The sequence below is a fragment of the Corynebacterium sp. MSK204 genome (assembly GCF_030229885.1).
GTDB lineage: Bacteria > Actinomycetota > Actinomycetes > Mycobacteriales > Mycobacteriaceae > Corynebacterium.
Window position 1 is genome coordinate 14,671 of sequence record NZ_JASPGQ010000009.1, and the last position, 23,642, is coordinate 38,312.

Genomic DNA, 23,642 nt, shown 5'->3' on the forward strand with positions numbered 1-23,642 from the left:
ATGCAGGTACACAACACCGCCATTGAAGGCCTACGCATCATCGAGCTGGACGTGCACGGGGATAACCGTGGCTGGTTCAAGGAAAACTGGCAGCGCGAAAAGCTTGGCGAGGCCGCGCCAGAGTTGGCTTCGTTCCAGCCGGTGCAAAACAATATTTCTTTTAACCGCACTGGTGCCACGCGCGGGCTGCACGCCGAGCCCTGGGACAAGCTCGTCTCCGTCGCGCACGGCAAGATCTTTGGCGCCTGGTGCGATCTCCGCGAAGGATCGGAAACCTTTGGGGAAATCGTCACCCATGAAGTGGGTCCGGAGACCGCCATATTTGTACCGCGCGGGGTTGCCAATGGCTTTCAAGCGCTCGAGGAAACTTCCTACTCCTACCTGGTCAACGAGCACTGGTCCCCCGAGGCGCGCTATACCGGAATCAACCTCGGCGCCGTGGAGTGGCCCCTCGAACCGCGTGAGGTATCAGAAAAGGATAAGCACCTGCCTGCGCTTGCCGACGTAGCCCCCATGCCTCCCCGCAAAATCCTCGTTACCGGTGCGAATGGCCAGCTCGGTAGGGCGCTGAAGCGGGTTCTTAAGAATGCCGAGTTCTGCACCCATGCGGAGTTCGACATCACCAATCCCCCGCAGCGCCAGTGGAAGCAATACGAGGCCATCATCAACTGCGCCGCCTACAACGACGTCAATGGCGCTGAGGACGATCGCGCCGCCGCCTGGGCCGTGAACGCCGACGCGCCGGCCAAGCTCGCCCGCATCGCTGCCGAAAACCAGCTGACCTTCGTGCACGTATCCAGCGACTACATTTTCGATGGTTCTAAGGAGCTGCATACCGAAGACGAGATTCCCTCGCCCCTTTCCGCCTACGGGGCGTCGAAGGCCGCGGGCGAAACCGCCGCGCAGACCGCACCGCAGCATTATGTCGTGCGCACCTCGTGGGTATTTGGCGATGGCCCAAACTTCATCGCCACCATGCGCCGCTTCGCCGAAGCCGATAAAGAGCCGAAGGTCATTCATGACCAGCGCGGGCGACCCACCTTTGCCGAGGATCTGGCGAAGGGCATCGCGCATCTCCTGCACACCCAGCCCGAGTACGGAATCTATAATATTTCCAATTCTGGCGATACCGTCGGGCGCGATGAAATGGCGATGTCCGTATTCATCGGCTTGGGCCATGACCCATCAGAGGTCACGCCGGTAAGCACCGAACAGTATCGGGAAATCGCTGGCCCCGAAGCACCACGGCCCAAAGAATCAACGCTTGCCCTAGACAAAATCGAGGCCACGGGCTTTTCCCCGCAGAATTGGCGGGCCGCACTCGCCTTGTACCTCGCGCTGTACCCTAGTGAGCCCAGCGATACTGGCAATACCAGCGAGCCCAGCGCCGCAGAAACCGCCAAAACCGCTGAGACCGCAGAGGCCAGCGAGGAGTAGCGATGAAAGGAATAATCCTTGCCGGTGGATCCGGAACGCGGCTTTATCCCATCACTAAGGGCATCTCTAAGCAGCTCATGCCCATTTATGACAAGCCGATGATCTACTACCCGTTGACCACGCTCATCCAAGCGGGCATTCGGGAGATCCTCATCATCACCACCCCAGAGGACGCTGGGGCCTTTCAGAGGCTCTTCGGGGATGGATCCCAACTCGGGTTGATGATCGATTACGCCGTCCAGCCCCGCCCAGAAGGGTTGGCGCAGGCCTTTTTGATTGGGGAGGATTTCATTGGTGATGACGGCGTTGCGCTGGTCCTCGGCGATAATATCTTCCACGGCTTCGGCGGGGAGCTAAGCCAGTGCCGCAATCCAGAGGGCGGCATCATCTTCGCCTATGAGGTATCGGATCCGCAGCGCTACGGAGTCGTGGAATTCGACCGAGCTGGTCAAGCACTGAGCATCGAAGAAAAGCCGGAGGAACCGCGGTCTAATCACGCCGTCGTCGGGCTGTATTTCTACGATAATTCGGTTATCGATATCGCTAAGTCCATCACGCCTAGCGATCGCGGGGAGCTCGAGATCACCTCCATTAACGAGGCCTACCTGCGCCGCGGCGCGCTGAGCGTGCAGCGCCTCCACCGCGGCAGCGTGTGGTTGGATACCGGCACCGTCGATTCCATGAGCGAGGCCGCCGCCTACGTAGAGGTGATGCAAAAAAGGACGGGCATCGTCATCGGTTCCCCCGAAGTGGCAGCCTATGAAGCCGGATTCATCTCGCAGGCGGAGCTGGAAGCGCTAGCCCAGCCCCTCCTCAAATCCGGCTACGGGGAGTACTTGCGCGATTATTAGTAGCCGCGCTCGATGTACTCGTCGATACGCGCCGCTTCCGCGCCCACCGTCGTGGCATCGCCGTGTCCCGGCAAGACCTTCGTGTCATCCGGCAGGTTGAATACGACGTTGCGCAGGGATTCGATGATGACATCGAAGTCCGAGTACTTGCGCCCCGTCGCGCCAGGGCCGCCGTTGAACAGGGTATCGCCAGACAGCAGGGTGCCATCGACGTAGAGGACAACGCAGCCCGGCGAGTGGCCCGGTGTGTGGTAGACAGTGATCTTCTCACCGTTGATGTCGAACTGGCCGTTATCGGCTAGGTCGATGTAGTGGGCATCGCCATTCGCCTCTCGCCAGAGCATGTCATCGTCCGGATGCATGTAGACATCCGTGTCGAAGCGCTTCGCCGCCTCCGGCGCGAGCTCGCAGTGATCGTTGTGGCCGTGGGTCAAGATGATGCCCTCAACCTTGCGATCGCCCACCAGCTCTGCCACGGCATCGAGGTCGTGGGAAGGGTCGACGATGTAGACGCTGGAGGCATCGCCAAGCACGTAGACGTTATTGTCCACGTCCCATTCGCCGCCATCCAAGCGGAACTTGCCAGAAGTTACTGTGCTTTCAATCTGCATTAAAATTCCACCACCGAACGTAGTACCTTGCCGTCCTTCATAGTTTGGAAGGAAGACTCGACATCGTCAAGCGCGATGCGCTCAGAAACGAACTTATCCAGCGGGAAGTTGCCGGCCTTGTGCAGGGCAACGTATGCGGGGAAGTCGCGCTCCGGCAAGCAGTCGCCGTACCAAGCCGGCTTGATGGAACCGCCGCGGCCGTAGAGATCGATGGCCGGGATGTCCACGTGATCGGTCAGGTTAGGCACGCCCACCATCACCATGCGGCCGGCATGATCGCGGGAGTAGAAGGCCTGGCGCCACGTCGGCTGGATGCCCACCGCGTCGATGGAAACATCCGTGCCGAAGCCGCCGGTGAGATCGCGCACCGCATCGATGACCTCCTGCTCCGACATGCCCTTCGAGCAAATGGTGTCGGTGGCGCCGAACTCGCGCGCGGTCTCCAGCTTGGACTCGTCGATGTCTACGGCGATGATCTTCGCCGCGCCCGCCAGCTTCGCACCGGCAATCGCTGCCACGCCAACGCCGCCGCAGCCGAAGATGGCTACGGACTCTCCCAGCTGGATATCGCCGGTATTGACGGAAGCGCCCAGGCCGGCCATGATGCCGCAGCCCAGCAGGCCCGCAGCAGCAGGGTCCATCTCATCAACCTTGGTGCACTGGCCCTCGTGGACCAGGGTCTTCTCCGCAAAGGAACCGATGCCCAACGCAGGGGTGAGCTCGGTGCCATCTTCCAAGGTCATGGCCTTGGAAGCGTTGTGAGTATTGAAGCAGTACTTGGGCTCGCCCTTCTTGCAAGCGCGGCACTCGCCACACACTGCGCGCCAGTTGAGGACGACGAAATCGCCCTCCTCCACGTGGGTGACCGCAGAACCTACGGTCTCCACCACGCCTGCCGCCTCGTGGCCCAGCAGGAAGGGGAAGGCATCCTCGATGTCACCATCGCGGTAGGCCAAGTCGGTGTGGCATACACCGCAAGCCTGCACCCGCACGATGACGTCATTGGGGCCGGGATCGGGAACGACGATATTTACGGTCTCAACTTCCGCACCCTTAGAGCGGGCAATAACAGCTTTTACAGTCATGTCCACAACCATACCTACATTTTCAATATGTCCGCGGTAATGAAAATGGTTGCTAGGAAGCCGCAATCACATTGGCCGCATGCTCGTGGCCACGCTGGTTCATATGGATGGGCAGGTTACCCGCACCCGCCGTAAAGTCCACCAGACCTGCCCACATGCGGTCATTCGCATTGGCACACATGCCGTTATTACGGGTCGATGGCTTCATATCCAGGAACTGCACGCCCGTGCGTGCCGCCAGATCAACCTGCATCCACTGCGCCTTATTCTCGTAGTCTTGAACCATGGGCAGGAAGGTCGAATCCAGCGGCGTCGGGCCAACGTGAACGAGGCAGTAGTGCGGACCCGATCCGATGGTGGGGTAGCCCACGATCTGGATGCGGGCATTCGGCGCGGCGTGCTTAATCCGCTCAACCTGCGGGGCGGTGCGATCCGTAAATTCCCGGCGGATCTGATCCATGTTCAGATCGCGGTGGTTATAGGTGTCGTTGAAGCCGGTAGTAATCAACACGCGCGCCGTATCTGGGGTCAGCGCGCCAGATCCGATGGCGGCATCAACCTGCTGCCAGATCTGCGGGCCATTGGACATCGACACCGCACCAGAGCAGGAGAAATCGCGCACCGGCAGGCCCATCTTGGCGCCAGCCCGCTTCGCATAGTTGAAGGAGGTGGGGCAGTTTTCCCCGATGACCCGCGTTGGATTGAAGCGGTCCTTCAAGTATTCTCCGCCGTTCGGATCCGCCATGACCGAGTCACCGAAGGAAACGAGATTGCGCTCCGCCGCGCTAGCCTGCGGCGCCGCTACCGCCACGCCCACCACCGCGATCGCGGAAGCGACGACCGAAAATGCCTTGAGTTTTAGGGATTTCATTGAGGGACCTTTTCTTCAAACCTTGTAACTTAAGTGTAGATTAGTCACTCCAGTAACATTTTTCGAGTTAGAAGCAACATCATCTTTCCTTCTAACGATATCGATCGTAGTTATATTTTTGTTATCTTCGCCTTTTCGGAGTTATCTCTTTCATGAAATTGTCTGATGTTTCCTTCCACGCGTCCGCGCTCAGCCAGTTCTTCCCTGCCCTCTTCAAATCGGGGCTGATTACCCGGCAAGGCGGGCTGAGCGGGCAGATCAAGCTCCTGCCCAACCTCGCGCGCTACCGCTTCACCACGGCGCGCGAAATCGAGCAGGCCTATTTAACCTGCCCCGATCGCCTCGCGCTTATCGATGACGACGGCACCCTCACCTACCGCCAGTTGCGATCCCACGCGCAGAATTTCGCCCGCTACCTAGAGTCCCTGGAACTGCCGGAAATCCGGCTCGGCGTCATGGCCCGCAACGGCCGAGGCATCATCATTCCCTTGGGCGCCAAGGGCTACGCCGGTGCCGGGATCTACCTGCTCAATGTCGGTTCTTCCCCAGAGCAGCTCGCCGGCTGCATCGAAGAAAATGGCATTAACGTCCTCGTCATCGATGATGAATTCATCGACCGCGTCAATCCCAACCTCGATATCCCGGTCATCATCGCCCACGATACGGGGGCAAGCGATCTACCCACGCTCGATAAGATCGTGAAGAACCCCCTGGATATCGAGCTGCCCGCCTTTCCCAAGCACGGCCCCATCGTGCTGATGTCCTCCGGCACGACCGGCATCCCCAAGGGCATCGTCCGCCCCGAGCCGACCTTGCCGGTTGTCCTCGCCTCCATCGTGGGCAATATCCCGTGGCGCGCCGATCAGCGCGTGCAGATGACGGCATCCATCTTCCACACTTGGGGCTGGGCTTGCATCAATATTGCCTTGGGGCTGCGCAATACCATCGTCACCCGCCGCGTTTTTGAACCGGAGCAGGTGCTTGATGATGTCCAACGCTACCGCCTCGACGGCATGCTCTCCTCCCCCATCTTTTTCAAGCGCTTGGTGGATCACGATCCCGAGGGCGCTTTCGATACCTCTAGCCTGAACTTCATCGCCTCCGCCGGCAATGCCCTTACCCCGCAGGTGGTCAAGGACACCAACGCGCGCTTCGGCCCCATCCTGTGCAACGTTTATGGTTCCACGGAGCTTGCTCTTGCCTCAACGGCCACGATGGAACAGGTCGCAGAAAACCCTGATGCGGTGGGCAAGGTAGCCAATGGCACCAAGCTACGCATCCTCGATGAGGAGGGCTACCCCGTTCCCCGCGGCGAGGTGGGCGAAATCTACCTCACCAATTCCACCGCCATGACCGGCTATACCAACCCTAAGCTCAAGCTCAATCGGATCGATGGGCTGTTGTCGATCGGCGATCTGGGGTACATCGACAAGCAGGGCTTCCTCCACGTCGTGGGCCGGGCCGATGACATGATCATCGTGGGTGGCGAGAATGTCCACCCCCAGTCCGTGACCGAGGTGCTCGAGGCCATGCCCGGCATCGATGAGGTGCACGCGGGTGGCGTGGAGGATAGCGAGACCTTCAGCCGCATCGCCGTATGGGCGGTGCCTACTGCCGATGCCGCCGGCCGCGATCTGACTGCCGATGCCATCCGTGCCTGGGTGCACGAAAAGCTCGCCGAGCACTCCGTACCCCGCGACGTACATTTCCTATCTAAGCTGCCGCGCAATGCCACCGGCAAGGTGGTTCCGCGCCTGCTTAAGCACGGCGATTAAGTTTTTCCATGCCCCACCACATCGGTGGGGTAAAGAGCACGGCAATAAGCCAATAAATCAACCAGAAGCTGCCGTTTAGCCCTACCACCGCGATGCTAACCATAAGGATCGCAGCCGTTACCGCACTGGCATATACGCATTTTCTTACATTATTATCGGACTGATTCCCAGACTCGGTTTTCGACTTCCCGCTGAGTTTCCGATCAACTGCGCGTATGATGTTGCCGCCAAAGACCAGCGAAAATGCGATATAAAAAGCTGCGAAACCGTGCATGAATCCCGCTTCGCCTTCGTTATGCATGGTGAAAAATGAGAAAATTAACAAGACTATGTCAATAATTGGCGTAGCGATAAAGAATGCCAGTCCAATTCTTGGGGCCTTAACGATGTATCGGAGAACACCGCCCAGAATAAGGCACGCCCAAAAGAGGATTTCTGCTGCGACGGTAGCAATAAGCAGTGTATCGTTCCTTCTCTCACCGAGGCCATATGGCCTGCTTCTATTGAAGGAGAGTTTATATTAAGGAAGAAACCCGCACATATAAAAATGGAGCCGCCTGCGAGAATCGAACTCGCGACCTTTTCATTACGAGTGAAATGCTCTACCGACTGAGCTAAGGCGGCGCGCTGCTTAAGCAGCACTGGCGATTCTATCGCAGGGGTGGCGCGGAAAAGAAATCGGGGCTCCGGGCCGGTTTTTGGCGGGGCCGGCGTTTAACACCGGCCCGGTACTAGACAGCCCCAGCGCTAGAGGCAGGCCCTGCGCAGCCTGCCCACCAAGCCGTCGAAGGCAATCTGCGTGCCCACGTTCTGGGTTAGCTGCTCGCGGCAATAAGAAATGGCGGACTGGCATTCCAAGAGGCCCTCCTCGCTCACCCGCTGCGCCAGCTCGCCAGATAGCCCCGCGAAATCCGGGTGGGTCATCTCCACCTGCGCGCCCACCTTTGTCATCAGCGCGTCGCGGTAGATTCCGGAGAGATCGACGAGCACCAAATCGAGGTTATCGATGACCCGTCTCTTCGCCCGCTTCTTGTGCTGTTCTTGTAGGTCCTTGATGGCGGAGCGGGCATCGCGCTGCGCCTTCGCCGCGCCCTTGCCCTTCGCGCCCACGCCAAAGGTATTTTCCAGCTTGGCCAGCTCCGCTTCTTCTTCCTCCTTGTGCGATTCCTTCGCCTCCGCATCCACCAGCTTGAGAAGCGAGGTCACCGCCTGAAAGCCCTGGGACTCGTGGAAGATGTCCTCGGCCAGGTTGATGGCCACCGCGCGGCGCTTTTGCACCGTCGGATCCGCCACTAAGTGGCGCGCCCTGCCCACGTGGCGCAGGGAGGTGACGGCGGCGAGGCGGGCATCGTGATCCGAGGCGCCTTCGCTCACCAACTGCGCGACGATATTGTCCACCGACGGCGAGGGGATGTACAGGTGCCGGCAGCGCGAGCGGAGGGTTTGGGAGAAGTCCTCGGGGGCATCGGAAGGCGCGCACATGATGATCACGGTGCGCTCCGGCGGCTCCTCCACCGTTTTAAGCAGCGCATTGGCGCCGTTATTGTTGAGGCGATCCGCGTTATTGAAGATCACGACGCGCCACGGGGCGACCGTGGGCAGGCTCGCGGCGCGCCCAATGACCTCGCGCACCGTATCCACCGGGATAATGACCTCCTGCGGGTCCACCAAGACCAAATCCGTGTGCTGCTTAGTCTCCAGCACGGCGCGGCAGGCCTCGCATTTTCCGCAGCCCGGCTCCTCTGGATCGGTGCACATGAGCGCGGCCGCGAAATCGATTGCGGCCAAGGAACGCCCGGAGCCGGGAGGTCCAGTAAAGAGCCAGGAATGGCTCATCGCCCGCGGATCTGCCCCCGGCATCCCCCGCGCCGCCCGCGCGGCACCCAAGATAGTGCGGGCCACACCTGGGGTATCTGCCAATCGTTGCGCAACGCTTCCCGTATTCACTCGCTCTAGCCTACTGGTCTTACTACAGTAAGTAGTTATGAACAGACTATTGCGTGGCGCTCGTTGGCTTATGGGAACCCAATGGCCGGTATACGCTGCCTTGGTCTTGGGCGCCAATATCATCGGCGCCATCGCGATCATGACCTTCATCCTCTATTTCCTACCCATGCCGGAAATCGAGGACTTTGCCGCCGAGCTGCCCAACCTCAAGGGCGTAGCGGCTGTCTACCTCATCTTTGCCGTCATCATCGGCATCGCTGCCACCCTGCTACTCTTCCGCCCCGTGCTGGACTGGCAGCGCAATCCCGATGCGCACGATCCAAATATGGTGCGCACCCTCGTGCTGCGCATCCCCGTGTACCAATCCCTGGTCGCGGCCGCGGTCTGGCTCATCGGCATCATCTTGACGGTGGCTATCTCCAGCGGGCAATCCGGGCGGCTCGGGCTCGTTGTGGGTGTCTCCACCACCCTGGCGGGCCTGGTGGTCATCATCTTGACCTACCTGCAGGCAGAGCGCCTCGTGCGGCCCGTCGCCGCGCAAGCCGTCGCCCGCCGCTTCGAAGATTCCACCGTCGAACCGCCCATCAAGTATCGCCTGTTTTCCACCTGGCTGATGACCTCCGGTGTGCCACTGCTCGGCATCGTGTTGGTGCTGCTGGGGCAGCACACCGGGCTCTTCTCCGGCGATGCCAGCGAAATCATCCCGGCCATCGTGGCACTGGCCCTCACCGCCCTGGCTACCGGGTTTATCGGCACCAGCTTCGCCATCATGAGCGTGGTCGATCCCATCGTAGAATTGCAGGATGCGATTAACCGCGTGCGCCGCGGCGAGGCCGATGCCGAGGTCGATATCTACGATGGATCCGAGCTCGGCGTCCTGCAGGCAGGATTTAATGAGATGATGCGCGGGCTGCGCGAGCGCCAACGCGTCCGCGATATCTTCGGCCGCTACGTGGGCACTGAAGTGGCCCAGCGCGCCCTTGATGAGCGCCCCGAATTGGGCGGCGAGGACCGGAAGGTCGCGGTGCTGTTTATCGATGTCATCGGTTCCACCACCTTTGCCGTCAACCACTCGCCCGAAGAAGTGGTCACGGAGCTCAATAAATTCTTCGAGCACGTCGTGACGGTGGTGCACCGCAATAAGGGCATCATCAATAAGTTCCAGGGCGATGCCGCCCTCGCCGTCTTTGGCGCGCCGCTCAACGTGTACGACTCAACCTCGATGGCCCTGCAAGCCGCCCGCGAGCTGCGCGGCGAATTGCGCGGGCTCGAGCTGCAGGCCGGCATCGGCGTCGCCTCTGGCCACGTGGTGGCCGGCCACATCGGCGGCGCGGATCGCTTCGAGTACACCGTCATCGGCGATGCCGTCAACGAGGCCGCCCGCCTAACCGAGATGGCCAAGGACACCCCCGGCCAGGTCTTGACCAACGCCGCTACATTAAAGACCGCCAACGAGGCCGAGCAGGCCCGCTGGACCGTCATGAAATCCATCGAGCTGCGCGGGCGCCGCCGCATGACGCAGTTGGCCCGTCCCATTCGCGCCAGCCTGGCAGAAAGGTGCGAAATCTAATGGCCAGCACCCGCCTCATCGTGCCCGACGCGGCGCGCGGAATGGCGCTTTTAGGCATCGCGATAGCGAATATGACCACCGCGTGGATCATCACCGAGGATCGCCCGGGCGCGTATTTCGGCGGCATCCTCAATGACAGCGTGCTGGATAAAATCGCCGTCATATTCGGCGCTTTCTTCGTGCACAACCGCGGCCTGCCCATGTTTTCTACCCTGCTGGGCTTCGGCGTGGGGCTCATCGCAATGAGCCTGTGGCGGCGGGGATTTCCGCTGGGGGAGGCAAGGAGGGTCATCGCCAAGCGCTATGGCTTCCTCGCGCTGTTGGGCGCGGTGCACATGGTGCTGCTGTTTTGGGGCGACATCATGTTTGTCTACGGCATTGCGGGCATAGTCATTGCCTTGCTGCTCACGCTGTACAATTCTACGCTGCGCAAGATTTCTTATATCGCGCTTGGGGTGCTGACGGTGCTCGGCATCGCCGCGTTTATTTTCTCCGCGGTGGACGGCGGGCTCGATATCCCCGTCGATGCCATCGGCACCGTGAATTCCTATGGTGACCTGCTGCTAAGCCAGCTTCTCACCCTGGGCGCACAGATCATCTCCGCCCCGCTCATCGTGCTGATGTACCTGCCGGTCATGCTGGTGGGCTTTGTGTGGGCGCGCGAGGGCGTGCTTGCTGATGTCCCCTCTCACCGCCCCCAGCTCCTGCGCTGGGTGGCCATCGCCGCGGCCGTAACGCTCGTCATTGGCACGTTCTGGTCTTTGGGCACCCTCGGGGTCATTGATGAGCGCTGGGCGAACGCCGCCAGTAGCGCCAATTCCACCCTCGGCGTGCTGACCGGCCCCGGAATCCTTGCCGGGCTCGCGCTTATCCTGCAGCCCGTACAAGAACGCCTTGCCGCCGGCGCCTCCGTGCCCGTGCTCTTGTGGCCCTTCGTCGCGCTGGGGAAGCGCTCTATGAGCGGTTATGTGGGCCAGTCGATACTGTTTTTCCTTATCGTGCACCCCTTCACGCTGGACTACGGCCACGACTTAGGGGCCTTCGGCCAAGCCGCCCTCGCCTGCGGCGTGTGGCTGGTGACCGTGATTGGTGCCTGCGTGCTCGAAGCGCTGGGCCTGCGCGGGCCCTTCGAGGTGGTGCACCGCCGGCTATCTTATGGGCCGAGCATGCAGCCGGAGCGGAGCTTACCTCGTCAGGGCCTTACCTAGTCAGGGCGTCGACACCTAGTCAGGGCGTCGACTAGTAGGAAGTGCCCCAGGGCAAAGGCGCCGGCCTCCGCTGCGCCCACCGCCCGGGCCGCCTTCGTGGGCTTGGCCTGTTTCTTGTTTTTCTTCAGTATCCGCGTCTTCTGCTGAGACTCAGCAAAAGACAGCCGCGCCCGCAGCGCCGTCAGGCCTTCCGCCGCAACCAAGAGGTTCGCGCCGTGGCTCAAGCCCTTCGTCGCATCGGTGCGCAGGCACGGATCGCTCGCCAGCGCCGAGGTCGTGAGCACCGCCGCGCCGCCGACCGCTACCGCGGTCCGGGTGGGCTGCTTGCGCGCAGCGACGATCGCCGCTACCCAAGCGATGGCGCGCAGGCCCCACCCGCGGGCATCGTTGCGCGCGCCGCGCCGATAAAGCACCCACGAATACGCCGCGTGGCTAGCGCTAACGCCAGCTACCCCGAGGAGGGAGGGGCGGTGCAAGCGGCGCGACTTTTCCGCCTGCCCCACCGCGCCGACCAACAGGGCGGGGCTCAGGGTGGGATCCTGCGCCTCCGCTGCCAGTAGCGGCAAAAGCGGCGCGCTCGTGACGGCGTGGGCCTTCTTCCAGCCAAAAAGGCGGGACCACACCGTGGACTCGCCTAGCGCCAGGTACGCAAAACGCCGCCAGCCCCGCGGCGTGCGCCGGGCTGGGTCGGTGACATCAGCAAAAGTTTCGGACACCGCGCGGGTCAAGGCCGCCGTGCCTTCCTCGGTGCGGGCAAGAAAATCATTCATGCCCGCCACCTTACTTATTACTGCACTTATTTCTTCCGCGAGCCGGCCTTCACCACGTTCTTCGTGCCGGGTGAGGGCTTCGTGCTGGATTTCTTGGCTGCCTTCTTAGTGGCCTTCTTAGTGGCCTTCTTGCTGGCCTTCTTGCTGGACTTCTTGGTCGCCTTCTTCGTCGACTTCTTTGTGCTCTTCTTAGAAGACTTTTTCGTTGATTTCTTCTTCGTCTCCCCAGAGGCCTCTTTGGCACGGCGCTCGGAGAGGAGCTCGTTGGCGCGGGCATCGGTAAGCTGCTCCGGATCATCGCCGCGGCGCAGGGACGCATTGGTGGTGCCGTCCGTGACGTACGGGCCGAAGCGGCCATCCTTAACGGTCATAGGCTTGCCCGAGACGTCATTATCGCCCAGCTGCTTCAGCGGCGGCTGTGCGGCCGCGCGGCCACGGCGCTTCGGCTCCGCATAAATGCGGCGGGCCTCTTCCAAGGTGATGCTAAAGATCTGCTCTTCCTTAGCCAGGGAGCGCGAATCCGTGCCCTTCTTCAGGTACGGGCCGTAGCGGCCGTTTTGGGCGGTGATCATCTCCCCGTCGTCCACGCCCACCTCGCGCGGCAAAGACAGCAGCTCAAGGGCCTGTTCCAGCGTGACGGTCAGCGGCTCCATCGAGCTAAAGAGCGAGGCCGTGCCCGGCTTCAGTTTCTCATCAATGTAGTCATTGATGCGCTTTTCCTTCTGCTTCGCTGCGGTCTTGGTCTCCCAATTCTTGGCGCGCTTGCCTTCCTCGGCGCGCTGCTTATCCTCTTCGGCGCGTTCCTTCGCGACGATCTCCAAGGCCTCCGCCTCAGCCTTCTCCCGCTCATCATCGCGCACGACCTCGGTGACATAGGGGCCAAAGCGGCCTTCCTTCGCCACCACCATGCGGCCGTTTTCAGGGTTTTCGCCCAGCTGGCGCCCGCCCTGCGAGGTGGCGAAGAGCTTTTCCGCCAGCTGCTCGTTCAACCCGTCCGGGGTCACGGTCTCCGAGAGGTTGGCGCGCTGGTATTCCACGCTGCCGTCCTCGTTGGTGCCGATCGCGCGCTCGATATAGGGCCCGTAGCGGCCGACGCGCACAAAGACCTCGCGGCCCTCCGAATCGGTATAGAGCTTCAACGAGTTGACCTTGCGGGCATCGATGGCCTCGAGGTTGACATCGATAAGCGATTTCAGCCCGCCATGCCGCGCGATGGATGCCGCCTTGTGCTCGTTGGCCTCAGCGTTGCCAAAATAAAAGCCGTTCAGCCAGTCCGTGCCATCCTCCGTGCCGGTGGCAATGGAGTCCAGCTCATCTTCCATGGAGGAGGTGAAGTCATAGTCCACCAGCTCGGTGAAGTTTTCCTCCAAAAGGCCCACCACAGCGAAGGCTACCCAGGAAGGAACCAGGGCGTTGCCGCGCGAGACCACGTAACCGCGGTCCTGGATGGTCTTGATGATCGAGGCATACGTCGAAGGACGGCCGATGCCCAAGTCTTCCATCTTTTTCACCAGGCTGGCTTCTGTATAGCGCGCCGGCGGGTTGGTGGAGTGGCCCTCTGCCGATACCTCTTCGGCCTTCAGATCGCGGCCCTCCTCCAAGTGTGGCAGGCGGTTTTCGCTCTTTTTGCTCGTATCCTCGTCGGCGCCGTAAGCCTTCAAGAAACCCGGGAAGGTAATGGTGCGGCCGGTTGCGGAGAACTCGACGTCATAGGCGCCATTATCCGTCGTCGCGGTGCCAGCCACGGCCACCTTCATGGAGGTGCCCTTGGCATCGGCCATCTGCGAGGCCACTGTGCGCTTCCAAATCAGGTCATAGAGCTTAAATTCCTCCGCATCCAGCTGGCTAGACAGCTGGCCCGGGGTGGCAAAGGACTCACCGGCAGGGCGGATCGCCTCGTGCGCCTCCTGCGAGTTTTTGACGCGACGGTCATAGACGCGCGGGGAATCCGAGACGTATTCTTCGCCATAAATGCTGGTAGCGGAGCTACGCGCGGCGTTCAAGCCCTGCTTGGACAGCGAAGAGGAGTCCGTACGCATATACGTAATGTGGCCGTTTTCGTAGAGGCGCTGCGCAATGCGCATCGTGCGCTCCGAGGTAAAGTGCAGGCGCCGGCCCGCCTCCTGCTGCAGCGTCGAGGTCATAAACGGCGCATAAGGCTTGCGGGTATAAGGCTTGTGCTCTACCCCGGCCACGGTCATGCCCGCGCCCTGCAGGGCCTTTTCCAAGGCCTCCGCCTGCGCCTGGGTGATGACGATGACGTCCTTTGTCTTCACGTTTCCGCGATCGTCGAAGTCGCGGCCCACAGCCACGCGCTTGCCATTAACCGCGGTCAGGCGCGCGTCAAAGGCCGACGGGCCCTCGCCGCTGCCGGTGCCCGCGTCCAAGGTGGCGAGCAAATCCCAGTAATCGGCGGAGATAAACGCCATGCGCTCGCGCTCGCGCTCGACGATGACCCGCGTGGCCACCGACTGCACGCGCCCAGCCGAAAGGCGCGGCATGACCTTCTTCCACAGCACCGGCGAGACTTCGTAGCCGTAGAGGCGGTCGAGGATGCGGCGGGTTTCTTGGGCATCGATAAGGTCATAGTCCAAGTCGCGGGTGTTTTCCGCCGCCTCCAAGATGGCGGACTTGGTGATCTCATTAAAGACCATGCGGCGCACCGGCACCTTGGGCTTTAAAACCTCCAATAGGTGCCAAGCAATGGCCTCGCCCTCACGGTCCGGGTCTGTTGCCAGCAAGAGGTTATCGCACTGCTTCAGCTTGGATTTGAGGTCGGCGACCTTTTTCTTTTTATCCGGGCTAACGACGTAGAGCGGGGCGAAGTCATCTTCCGGGTTAACACCCAAGCGGGCCCAAGATTCTTTCTTGAACTTCGCCGGCACGTCGGCAGCGCCCCGCGGGAGATCGCGGATATGCCCCACGGAGGCCTCCACGATGTAGTTATCTCCCAGGTACGGCTGGATCTTTTTCGCCTTAGTTGCCGACTCCACAATCACTAAAGTTTTGCCCGGCTCGGCCGCTTCTGCCACTTCGACTTCATCCCTTTCGATGATGCGAACATTAAAATTTGTGCGCTTTCAGCAATCGCCCCTAGCGTACACAGGTGGTTTATACCGTTCTTCGCACCATATACTTGGTACTACCAAAAGGCTTAGTAGGGGGCGCTTCGCACCCCCACCGAACCGGTCTATACTGACCTTTTTAGAAAGTCCAGCAGCTGTGAAAGCATTGTTGGGGACGATAGCACACCCACAACACACCCCGTGGAGGATTAGATGGTTGACACAGTAACGATGTGGATTGAAGCCATCATGGGCACGGAGTGGGTTTATCCCATCGTGGGCCTGCTCATTTTCGGGGACTGTTTCTTTCCAGTGCTTCCCTCTGAAATCCCGCTGAATATGGTCGGCGCTTGGGCCGGTTCGCAGGGATTTCCGCACCTGCCCACCATGTTCTTTGTGGCGCTCGTAGCCGCCATGCTGGGTGATAACCTGTGCTTTTTGCTGGGAACGCGGTTTATGCCGCTGCTTAACCGCATTCAAAAAGGAACGAAGGCCTACGAGGCCCTCACCTGGGTAAAACGCAATGTGCGCCGCGGCGGTGGAGCGGCCATTATCATTGCCCGCTTCATCCCCTCAGCCAGGCTCTTTATGACCATTTTGCTGGGGTCAATGCGCTTTCCCTGGCCGGTCTTCCTCTTCTTCGACACCATTGGCGTAATGCTCTGGATATTCCAGGCCTTGGCCATTGGCTATGTGGGCGGCATGGCGTTCTCCGATACCCCACTGTTTGCGATGGTTATCAGCATTATCGCCGCCGTATTCATCGGCTTGGGGCTGCAAAAGGCCCAAAACAGCATCATAGAGTGGTGGGACACCCGCCGCGGCTACGCCGAAACGCCCTACGGCGCTTAAAACCCTAGAGAATTTTAGAGAATGGAAACGGCCTGCGCCTGGTCGCCCTTCGGGCCGGATCCAACCTCGAAGCTGACCTTCTGGTTTTCTTCCAAGGTGCGGAAACCGCTGCCCTGAATTTCGGAGTAGTGCACGAAGATGTCTCCGCCGCCGTCCTCGCGCTCAATGAAGCCGTATCCCTTTTCGGAGTTAAACCACTTAACGGTTCCTTGTGTCATGGTGAACTAAGTTCCTTTTCTTAAAGAGGTAGCGCGGAATGCCGCGCCGGTAGTTATTCGGTAAATGGGTCCTCGAGCAGTACCGTGAAGTATAAAACCGCACCAAGACAACATTGGCCTGTCAACAGTGTGACACGTTCCACGCCAAAGCGATAGATTTAACTCACAAGGGGGTAAAAATTGTCTCACCCGGCTGGTGATAACCCCATTGGTGAAGAGCTCCTAGAACTCATCCAGCGGCGCCTTTCTGAGTCCACCCTGACGTTTCACACCACGCTCCCGGCAAAACGGGCGCGCTACGCCGACTGGCCAGAGTGGGTGCTGCCGGGGCTGAAGGAGAAGGTGGTAAATGGGGGCATCGGCAAGCTCTATGCCCACCAGGCCGAGCTCGCCGAATGCGCGTGGCAGGGCCGCGACGCCGTGATTTCTACCGGCACCTCCTCCGGCAAATCCTTGGGCTACCAGCTTCCCATCCTCACCCGGCTGGCAGAGGATCAGACCGCGTGCGCTCTCTACCTCACCCCCACCAAGGCCCTGGGATCGGACCAGCTGCAGTCCGCGCTCGAGCTGTGCCGCGGGATTCCGGAGCTTAAAAACGTGGTGCCCGCTCCCTATGACGGCGATACGCCTCAGGAGTCGCGGGCGGGCGTGCGCGATTATTCGCGCCTGGTGTTTTCCAATCCCGATATGGTGCACATGTCCATGCTGGCCGCGCACGCGCGGTGGGCGCGGGTGCTGCGCCACCTGGAGTTCGTCGTCATCGATGAATGCCACTCCTACCGGGGCGTATTCGGCGCCAATGTGGCTCTGGTTCTGCGCCGCTTGCTCCGCCTGTGCCGGCACTATGGATCGCGGCCGACCATCATTTATGCCTCCGCAACGATGAATGACCCGGCCCGGCATGCCGAGCGCCTGACCGGCCGCCCGGCGCACGCTATTACTGAGGATTCCGCCCCCACCGGCGCGCGCACGGTCGCGCTCTGGGAACCTGGGTTTCTGGAGGGCGCGGAGGGCGAGCACGGCGCCCCCGTGCGGCGCGCGGCCACCACCGAGGCCGCCGAGATGATGGCGACCTTCATCGCGGAAGGCGCCCGGACCATGACCTTTGTGCGCTCCCGCCGCTCCGCCGAGGTCGTGGCGATGGTAACCGCCGAGACCCTCTCCGGCAGTTTGGGCCGACCTGATTTCGCGCAGCGCATCGCCGCCTACCGCGCCGGCTACCTGGCCGAGGACCGCCGCCGGTTGGAGCAGGCGCTTGACGATGCCTCCCTACTAGGCGTCGCCACCACCTCTGCCCTCGAGCTGGGCATCGACGTCGGCGGGCTCGATGCCGTGGTCACCGCAGGGTTTCCGGGCACGGTGGCCAGTTTTTGGCAGCAGGCCGGGCGCGCGGGCCGGCGCGGGCAAGGCTCGCTCGTGGTGCTTGTCGCCCGCGATGAACCCATGGATACTTTCCTGGTGCACCACCCCGATGCGCTCTTGGGCAAGCCGGTGGAAGCGAGCGTGTTCAACCCCACGAATCCCTATATCCTCTTTGGCCATATCTACTGCGCGGCGGTGGAAAAACCGCTGGATGATGCCACCATTACTGAGTGGGGTGCCAGCGAGGTCATCCACCAGCTTGCAGAGCAGGGCCTCGTACGCCGCCGCGAGCGCGGGTGGTTTGCCGTGCCGATTCCCGCCTCCAGCGCGGAAGAGCTTTCGCCAGAAACCGCCCACTCAGCGGTATCGCTGCGCGGTGGGGCGGGCGAGGAGGTCATGATCGTGGATGCCTCAGATGGCCGGCTCTTGGGCACCATCGATGCAGCACGCGCGACCAGCCAGGTCCACCCCGGCGCGGTCTACCTGCACCAGGGCGAAAGTTTTGTCATCGAGGAGCTCCTCTTAGCCGATTATGTGGCGCTTGCCCGCCCGGAGACTCCCGAGTATTCGACCACCCCGCGTTCCACGACGGATATTCGCATCGTGCGCGAGGCCGATAACCTGGTCAATTACTCCCCGGGCCTGTGGGTAGCGGACGTGGAGGTCGAGGTCACCGACCGCGTCACCGGCTACCAGGTGCGGCTTGCCGATGGCACCATCGGCGACGATATCCCCCTCGATCTCCCCGAACAGCGGCTGACCACCCGCGCCGTGGCCTATACCATCGACCCACTGGCGCTTTCTGCGATGGGTATTACCGCCGCCGATATACCCGGCACCCTGCATGCGGCAGAACACGCCGCCATTGGACTGTTGCCGCTTATCGCCACCTGCGACCGCTGGGACATCGGCGGCGTTTCCACCGCCCTGCACGCGGATACGCAGCTTCCCACCGTCTTTGTCTACGACGGCCACCCCGGCGGCGCCGGGTTTGCCGAAGAAGGCTTCCGCCGCTTCCCCGAGTGGATCGCGGCCACCTTTGAGGCGGTGCGCTCCTGCCCCTGCGAGGCCGGGTGCCCATCGTGCGTGCAATCGCCCAAGTGCGGCAACGGCAATAATCCGCTGAGCAAGGACGGTGCCATCAAGCTGCTCGGCGCGCTCGTCACCATGACGCAGGAGGCCGCGGTTTAGACCGGGCCCGCCTTGGCCGTGGCGCTCTGGCCGCGCACCGCGGCAACGGCGATGATATCGGGTGCATTGTCGGTGCATTCCTCGAGGCTCGCGCCATTATCCCGCGCGGTGCTTTCTGCGGCCGCGCACGCATCCTTGCCGGTGGCCAAGGCCCACGCGCCGGCCACGGCGGCAAGGTCCGCGGCTACCTGCGCTTCGTGGCGCGCGGTCACGCGAGACCCCACCGCCGCGATGACCAGCAACAAGCTGATGATGGCGACGATGATTCCGGTGGCGGCGATGGTGGCGTATCCTTCCTCACCGCGCAGTTTGCTAGTCATTGCCAGCCACCTCCGCGGGAAAGACCGCCTCCGCGCTCATGGTGCCGATGGGAGCATCGACGCTTACCGATGCCCTGATAAGCCCCGCGCTTTCCCGCACGCTCCCCCGGGCATCCTCGCGGGCCGGTTGGTACTCGACGCCGATGGCGTGCGACCTCGCCGCCGCGCCCGCCATATCCACCGCCGCGATATAGGACGCCATCGTCGCGATCGCGCCGATGATGCCCGCCGCCACGAGAACGAGGGAGCTTAATGCCAGGGCGGCTTCGATGGTCACGGAACCATCGTCATCGACTACCGTGTGCATGATTCCTCCTTTCGTGTGTTCTAGTGCGCGCGGTTAGCTCGGGGTATTCGATAGCGCATCGGTGATAATTCCCTCGATGGCATCGACCACGCCGCCGCCGTTGATGACCATGTACAGCACGCCGGCAAGTGCCGCGGCCGCGAGCGATCCCATGGCGTATTCAATGGTGCTCATTCCTTCATCGTTGCGGACGAGGGCGCGGGTGAGCTGGGAGTACTTAATAATTAGTGCAGACATAATGGAGAGTCCTTTCTTAAAAGGTGTGGTGGTTGAGTGGTTGAGTAGAAGTGAACAATGGTGCATCTAGAAAAGCTGCGCGCCCAAGCTGATTACTACGGGCGCGAGGCCAAGAACGATGAATGCTGGCAGGAAGCACACTGCCAGCGGGAGGGCAATGAATACTCCTGCGCGCTCTGCTTTAGCCGTAGCGTGAGCAGATGCTTCGGCGCGCAAAGAAGTACAGATTCGCGTGCATCCGGCGGCTATGGTGGCGCCGGACTGGCCCGATAAGATGACAAGCCCCGCCACGTCCTCTAGTCCCGCATGGCCCTTCATGTGGTCCCATGCAGATTCCGTGGGCACGCCAACTCCTAGGAGCGCGGATACCGTCTCCCACAGGTGCTGGGTATCGGCCGCTGCCGTGCGCGCGACCGCCGTAGCAGCGGCGTGCACCGTCAGGCCCGCACTCAGGCAAGCTGCAAAAAGTTCGATATCCCCGGCCACAAGGAGTGGATCCACGGTGGTAGAGGGCTGGAGTTTGCTCATCAATCCCCCGCGCACTGTCGCGCCATCGCGCTTCGTCGGGCCGGCGCGCGGGGTCTTCGCCGTGTGCTGCGCTGAGTTTTGTACCGTAGCCGGTCCCAGCCGCCCCGTGGTGGCCGGCAGCCCAACCAGCACGGCCAGCGCTAAGCAGATAAAGGCCATCACGGTGCCGCCTTCCTGATGATGACGCGGGACCAGGCAAAGCCGCCGCAGGCAAGCCCCACCCCGATGACCAGCAGGATTCCGCCTAATCCCCCGCCGAGCAAAAAGCCCAGCGAATTGGCCCCCATCGCCCCGCCCATGGCGATGCCCGCGATGGGAAGGCAGGCCAAGACCGTGGCCGTTGCTTGGGGTCCCTGCAACCCGGCCGCGGTGGATTGGTGGTGGCGGCGCAGCGCATCCATCCGGCTTTGGGCCTGCTCAAAGAGGCTGGCCACCGCGATGCCGTGCTGGGTGGATAATTCGAGCAGGTGGCCCAGCCGGGTTAGTTCTGCATCCGCATGGGTGCCAGAGAGCGCCACGTGTGGGGGCGCACCGCGCGCCGCCGCCGTAGCGGTGGATTCTAAGGCCGCGCTCATATCCCGCGGCGTCGTCGAGGGAAGGGACTCCGCCCCGCGCGTTAGCGCACTTGCCAGGGTTGCCCCGGCGCGCAGGTCAGCGGTGACGACCCCGAAGTATCCGGCCAGGGCCTCGCGGCCGCGCCGGCGCGTGCGGGCGGCCATGACGTCCTTGATATACCACGACACGCACCAGGCGATGATCGCTGCCGCGACCGCAATGCTTATCCGGCCGACCGAGAAGAAAACCAAGCTGCCACAGAATACGGCCCCCAAGATGACCAAGGAGCTGGCCTTTATACGGCCGTCCTTTCCGGCGATGCGGGCCGCGCTCGAGGGCGCAGACAGCAAGAGGGCTGCGGCGAGAAGTAAGAAACTAAGCATCCGCCTGACCTCCTTCTTCTTCGTGCGGGTCATCCAGCAGCGAAGCAGAGAATTCCGCAAAGCCAGGCGCGGGCCCCTCGGTCGCGCTCCAGACAATGCGCGGGGTGACCGGATTGCCTTCTAAGACGCCGATATGGGCCAAGCGCCGGCCGTGCGGCGTGCGCTCCATGGTGAGGACCACGCTGACGGCGGCCGCCAATTGCGAGTGCAGGGCGCTGCGGTCCAGGCCGCCGAGCGCGCCGAGGGCCTCCATGCGGGCGGGTACCTCAAAGAGGGAATTGGCGTGCAAGGTACCCGCGCCGCCATCGTGGCCGGTATTCAGTGCGGCGAGCAGATCGACTACCTCTGGACCGCGAATCTCGCCGACGACGATGCGGTCCGGGCGCATGCGCAGCGCCTGCCGCAGCAATTGCGCCATCGTGATTTCGCCGCTGCCTTCCGCGTTTGCCCGGCGCGAGACGATGCTCACGCAATGCGGGTGGTGGGGTGATAGCTCCGCCGTGTCTTCGATGACCACGATGCGCTCGCGCTCGGATACGGTTCCCAATAGCGCCGAGAGCAGCGTCGTCTTGCCGGAGCCGGTACCGCCGATAACGAGGAAGGACACTCGCTTATCCACCATCGCGGCAAGCAGCTGGCCGATGTCCTCCGGCACGGTGCCATTGGCCACCAACTGCGGCAGGGTGGTCTGCGCCTGCCGCAATACGCGCAGGCTAATGCACGTCCCGCCCACTGCGGGTGGGCTTAAAAGGGCATGCACGCGGAGCACGACGCCATCGGGGCGCGTGACGCGGCCATCGGCAAAAGGCTGGGCATCATCAAGCCGCGTGCCCGAGGCCGCGGCCAGGCGGGAGGCGAGCTGTCGCACCTCCCCATCGTTACGAAAGGTGATATCGCTGCGCTCTAATCCTTCACCGCGGTCCATAAAGACGTCTTCGGGCCCGTTGACCACGACATCGGTGACGCCCTGCCGGGCCAATAAGGCATCCAGTGGCCCCATGCCGGTGGCATCCTGGCGCAGGCGCCGGAGCAGATCCACTACGGCGACGTCACTGATAACCCCTGCTTCCTCCCGGATCCGCCGCGCCAGGCTAGAGGCGTCGTGCACCAGATCCGGCTCGGCGGCAATGACGCGCTGCATCTTCTCCATGGTCTTTTCCATGTTTTCGGCCGAGCTATCCATCGCCGCGCTCATACCCCTACCTCCTCGCGCACCACACGGGCGGTTTTGGCAAGTGCTGCGGGAAGCCGGGCCGGTAGCCCACCGATCTCGATGCTGCGGGTGAGCCCGCGCACGGTGGGCAATTGGGCGCTAACTCGGTGGTGGATGATGTCTTCTACCTCTGGCGCGCTGAGCGCCGCCCACTGCCGTTGGCGCAGGACCACCACGATGTCGCGTCGCGTCTCATCCAGGCGCAGGATGAGTTGTGCGGCCGCCGCTGCCGAGCGCACCTCCGCTGCCACCACCAGCACCACGTGTGTGCAGGAAGCAGGGATATTTTCGGCCGTGCAATCCACCACCCACAGGCCCTCGCCCGCGTGCGCCGCAGACGTCACCGCCGCCAAGAGCGTGGCATCTAGCGTGAAGGTGTCTTTCACTGTACTGCGCGCTGCCGATAGCACCGCTATGCCATCGGCGGTAGACGGCAAAGCGCGGTACAGATCAGCAGCATCGATGCTGCCATCGCCAATATTGAGCTCCGGCCAGCGGGCGCCTGGCAAGGTCTCCACGCCGAGGAGGAGATCGAGGCCGCCGGAGTGCGCGGTGGCATCGACAAGCAGCGCCCGCGCCTGCTCACCCGCCGCGCAGTGGGAACGCGCCAGGGCTGCGGCAAAGGTAGAGGCACCCACCCCGCCGCTGGCGCCCACCACCGCGATGGTGGCGCTACCGAGGTGGTCTTCCGGTGGGTGCGCGGCTTGGGCGATTGCCGCCAGCAGGTCTTTAATCTCCGCGGGGATAATAAAGGCGCGGTCCGCATGGCAGGCAAGTGCCGCCTCATAATCGATGGGCCCCGGGTCCGCGGCGAGGAAAAGCACCGGGGCGGGCGCGATCTGTGCGGCTTGGGCCGAGGCGAGGACGCGCGCCATGAGCGCATCGACCAAGACCGTATAAGCCCCGGCGAGGCTGCGCGGAATATCGCGAGGATCGGCGACCGCAATGACCTCGTGGCTGGTCGCCGCAGCGGCATGAACCGCCTCGGCGCGCAAGGCTTCCTCGCCTATGGCAACGACGATGGTGGAGCGAGACTGTGCTGTATTCATGCCCCCTAGCCTGAAGCACCCGCTCCACCTACACTAGGGATGGAACTTCCCGTCTGTGGATAAATGCGCGAAAGGCACCACCTAGCGCTCAGTTAGTTGCATTTTCAACTAAGCCTTGTGGATAACCGTAGATATAGGTGACGACCCGCGCATCGGGGGGTGCGCGCGGGCCGTCAGTAACCCGGCCTCGGGGGGCGAGCCGGGGCAGGCCACACTGTATATCGGGGCCTTGCACCG

22 protein-coding genes and 1 tRNA gene are annotated in these 23,642 nt (G+C 62.3%); 7 read left to right on the plus strand and 16 right to left on the minus strand.

The features are described from left to right. Both rfbD and rfbA read left to right on the plus strand, forming a co-directional pair. Positions 1–1,437, plus strand: coding sequence for a dTDP-4-dehydrorhamnose reductase (gene rfbD, locus QP908_RS06960; RefSeq protein WP_239268894.1), 1,437 nt, complete (start codon positions 1–3; stop codon positions 1,435–1,437). A 2-nt stretch (positions 1,438–1,439) separates the two neighbouring features. Then, positions 1,440–2,288, plus strand: coding sequence for a glucose-1-phosphate thymidylyltransferase RfbA (rfbA, locus tag QP908_RS06965; protein ID WP_239268896.1), 849 nt, complete (start codon positions 1,440–1,442; stop codon positions 2,286–2,288). Here the strand turns inward: rfbA and QP908_RS06970 are convergent. Genes QP908_RS06970 through QP908_RS06980 form a run of 3 tightly spaced genes read right to left on the minus strand, consistent with a single transcriptional unit; the run spans position 2,285 to position 4,855 of the window. Continuing rightward, positions 2,285–2,899 (minus strand): MBL fold metallo-hydrolase, encoded by a 615-nt coding sequence (locus tag QP908_RS06970; RefSeq protein ID WP_239268898.1) that lies wholly within the window; start codon positions 2,897–2,899, stop codon positions 2,285–2,287. The two genes, rfbA and QP908_RS06970, sit on opposite strands and share 4 nt — an antisense overlap. Further along, positions 2,899–3,984, minus strand: coding sequence for an S-(hydroxymethyl)mycothiol dehydrogenase (locus tag QP908_RS06975; RefSeq protein WP_284771961.1), 1,086 nt, complete (start codon positions 3,982–3,984; stop codon positions 2,899–2,901). The genes QP908_RS06970 and QP908_RS06975 overlap by 1 nt, the downstream gene beginning before the upstream one ends. 52 nt (positions 3,985–4,036) lie before the next feature. After that, positions 4,037–4,855: a GDSL-type esterase/lipase family protein gene (locus QP908_RS06980; RefSeq protein WP_239268902.1), complete on the minus strand. Its 819-nt coding sequence runs from the start codon at positions 4,853–4,855 to the stop codon at positions 4,037–4,039. Positions 4,856–5,007: 152 nt separating this feature from the next. Here QP908_RS06980 and QP908_RS06985 point away from each other — a divergent pair, with 152 nt between their 5' ends. Next, the gene (locus QP908_RS06985; RefSeq protein ID WP_284771962.1) at positions 5,008–6,630 is read left to right on the plus strand and encodes an AMP-binding protein; all 1,623 of its coding nucleotides are present in this window, start codon (positions 5,008–5,010) and stop codon (positions 6,628–6,630) included. On the opposite strand, the gene QP908_RS06990 is transcribed toward QP908_RS06985, so the two are convergent. The 3 genes from QP908_RS06990 to QP908_RS07000 all read right to left on the minus strand — a co-directional run bounded on the left by QP908_RS06990 (position 6,614) and on the right by QP908_RS07000 (position 8,577). Next, positions 6,614–6,931 carry a hypothetical protein gene (locus QP908_RS06990; protein ID WP_284771963.1) on the minus strand — a complete coding sequence of 106 codons (318 nt, stop codon included), beginning with the start codon at positions 6,929–6,931 and terminating at the stop codon, positions 6,614–6,616. The genes QP908_RS06985 and QP908_RS06990 overlap by 17 nt on opposite strands. Before the next feature lie 247 nt (positions 6,932–7,178). Beyond that, positions 7,179–7,254: transfer RNA gene (locus QP908_RS06995), tRNA-Thr, on the minus strand. A 123-nt stretch (positions 7,255–7,377) separates the two neighbouring features. Continuing rightward, a complete protein-coding gene (locus tag QP908_RS07000; protein WP_284771964.1) occupies positions 7,378–8,577 on the minus strand; it encodes a DNA polymerase III subunit delta' in 1,200 nt (399 codons plus the stop codon). A 37-nt stretch (positions 8,578–8,614) separates the two neighbouring features. On the opposite strand from QP908_RS07000, the gene QP908_RS07005 reads away from it, so the two are divergent. Beyond that, positions 8,615–10,147 carry an adenylate/guanylate cyclase domain-containing protein gene (locus tag QP908_RS07005; protein ID WP_034659466.1) on the plus strand — a complete coding sequence of 511 codons (1,533 nt, stop codon included), beginning with the start codon at positions 8,615–8,617 and terminating at the stop codon, positions 10,145–10,147. Then, the gene (locus QP908_RS07010) at positions 10,147–11,355 is read left to right on the plus strand and encodes a DUF418 domain-containing protein (protein ID WP_284771965.1); all 1,209 of its coding nucleotides are present in this window, start codon (positions 10,147–10,149) and stop codon (positions 11,353–11,355) included. The genes QP908_RS07005 and QP908_RS07010 overlap by 1 nt, the downstream gene beginning before the upstream one ends. On the opposite strand, the gene QP908_RS07015 is transcribed toward QP908_RS07010, so the two are convergent. Together QP908_RS07015 and topA are read right to left on the minus strand one after the other, a co-directional pair. Beyond that, positions 11,352–12,125, minus strand: coding sequence for a hypothetical protein (locus tag QP908_RS07015; protein ID WP_284771966.1), 774 nt, complete (start codon positions 12,123–12,125; stop codon positions 11,352–11,354). The two genes, QP908_RS07010 and QP908_RS07015, sit on opposite strands and share 4 nt — an antisense overlap. Positions 12,126–12,151: 26 nt before the next feature. Then, a complete protein-coding gene (gene topA, locus QP908_RS07020; RefSeq protein WP_284771967.1) occupies positions 12,152–15,157 on the minus strand; it encodes a type I DNA topoisomerase in 3,006 nt (1,001 codons plus the stop codon). Positions 15,158–15,403: 246 nt separating this feature from the next. Here topA and QP908_RS07025 point away from each other — a divergent pair, with 246 nt between their 5' ends. Further along, positions 15,404–16,042 carry a DedA family protein gene (locus QP908_RS07025; protein ID WP_239268918.1) on the plus strand — a complete coding sequence of 213 codons (639 nt, stop codon included), beginning with the start codon at positions 15,404–15,406 and terminating at the stop codon, positions 16,040–16,042. A 14-nt stretch (positions 16,043–16,056) separates the two neighbouring features. Here QP908_RS07025 and QP908_RS07030 read toward each other — a convergent pair whose 3' ends face one another. Beyond that, positions 16,057–16,260: a cold-shock protein gene (locus QP908_RS07030; protein WP_005276524.1), complete on the minus strand. Its 204-nt coding sequence runs from the start codon at positions 16,258–16,260 to the stop codon at positions 16,057–16,059. A 180-nt stretch (positions 16,261–16,440) separates the two neighbouring features. On the opposite strand from QP908_RS07030, the gene QP908_RS07035 reads away from it, so the two are divergent. Next, the gene (locus QP908_RS07035; protein WP_284771968.1) at positions 16,441–18,813 is read left to right on the plus strand and encodes a DEAD/DEAH box helicase; all 2,373 of its coding nucleotides are present in this window, start codon (positions 16,441–16,443) and stop codon (positions 18,811–18,813) included. On the opposite strand, the gene QP908_RS07040 is transcribed toward QP908_RS07035, so the two are convergent. The 7 genes from QP908_RS07040 to ssd form a co-directional block, all read right to left on the minus strand. Next, positions 18,810–19,133 carry an Rv3654c family TadE-like protein gene (locus tag QP908_RS07040; protein WP_284771969.1) on the minus strand — a complete coding sequence of 108 codons (324 nt, stop codon included), beginning with the start codon at positions 19,131–19,133 and terminating at the stop codon, positions 18,810–18,812. The two genes, QP908_RS07035 and QP908_RS07040, sit on opposite strands and share 4 nt — an antisense overlap. Further along, positions 19,126–19,440, minus strand: a complete 315-nt coding sequence (locus tag QP908_RS07045) for a hypothetical protein (RefSeq protein WP_284771970.1) — start codon at positions 19,438–19,440, stop codon at positions 19,126–19,128. The genes QP908_RS07040 and QP908_RS07045 overlap by 8 nt, the downstream gene beginning before the upstream one ends. Positions 19,441–19,473: 33 nt before the next feature. Next, on the minus strand, positions 19,474–19,677 hold the full coding sequence (locus tag QP908_RS07050) for a DUF4244 domain-containing protein (RefSeq protein ID WP_284771971.1): 204 nt from the start codon (positions 19,675–19,677) through the stop codon (positions 19,474–19,476). A 66-nt stretch (positions 19,678–19,743) separates the two neighbouring features. Beyond that, the gene (locus QP908_RS07055) at positions 19,744–20,367 is read right to left on the minus strand and encodes a type II secretion system F family protein (RefSeq protein WP_502868893.1); all 624 of its coding nucleotides are present in this window, start codon (positions 20,365–20,367) and stop codon (positions 19,744–19,746) included. Then, positions 20,364–21,143, minus strand: a complete 780-nt coding sequence (locus QP908_RS07060; protein WP_284771972.1) for a type II secretion system F family protein — start codon at positions 21,141–21,143, stop codon at positions 20,364–20,366. The genes QP908_RS07055 and QP908_RS07060 overlap by 4 nt, the downstream gene beginning before the upstream one ends. Further along, positions 21,136–22,338, minus strand: coding sequence for a TadA family conjugal transfer-associated ATPase (locus tag QP908_RS07065; RefSeq protein ID WP_284771973.1), 1,203 nt, complete (start codon positions 22,336–22,338; stop codon positions 21,136–21,138). Before QP908_RS07065 ends, QP908_RS07060 begins: the two co-directional genes overlap by 8 nt. Then, positions 22,335–23,405 (minus strand): septum site-determining protein Ssd, encoded by a 1,071-nt coding sequence (gene ssd, locus QP908_RS07070; RefSeq protein ID WP_284771974.1) that lies wholly within the window; start codon positions 23,403–23,405, stop codon positions 22,335–22,337. Before ssd ends, QP908_RS07065 begins: the two co-directional genes overlap by 4 nt. Between the last annotated feature and the right edge of the window lie 237 nt (positions 23,406–23,642).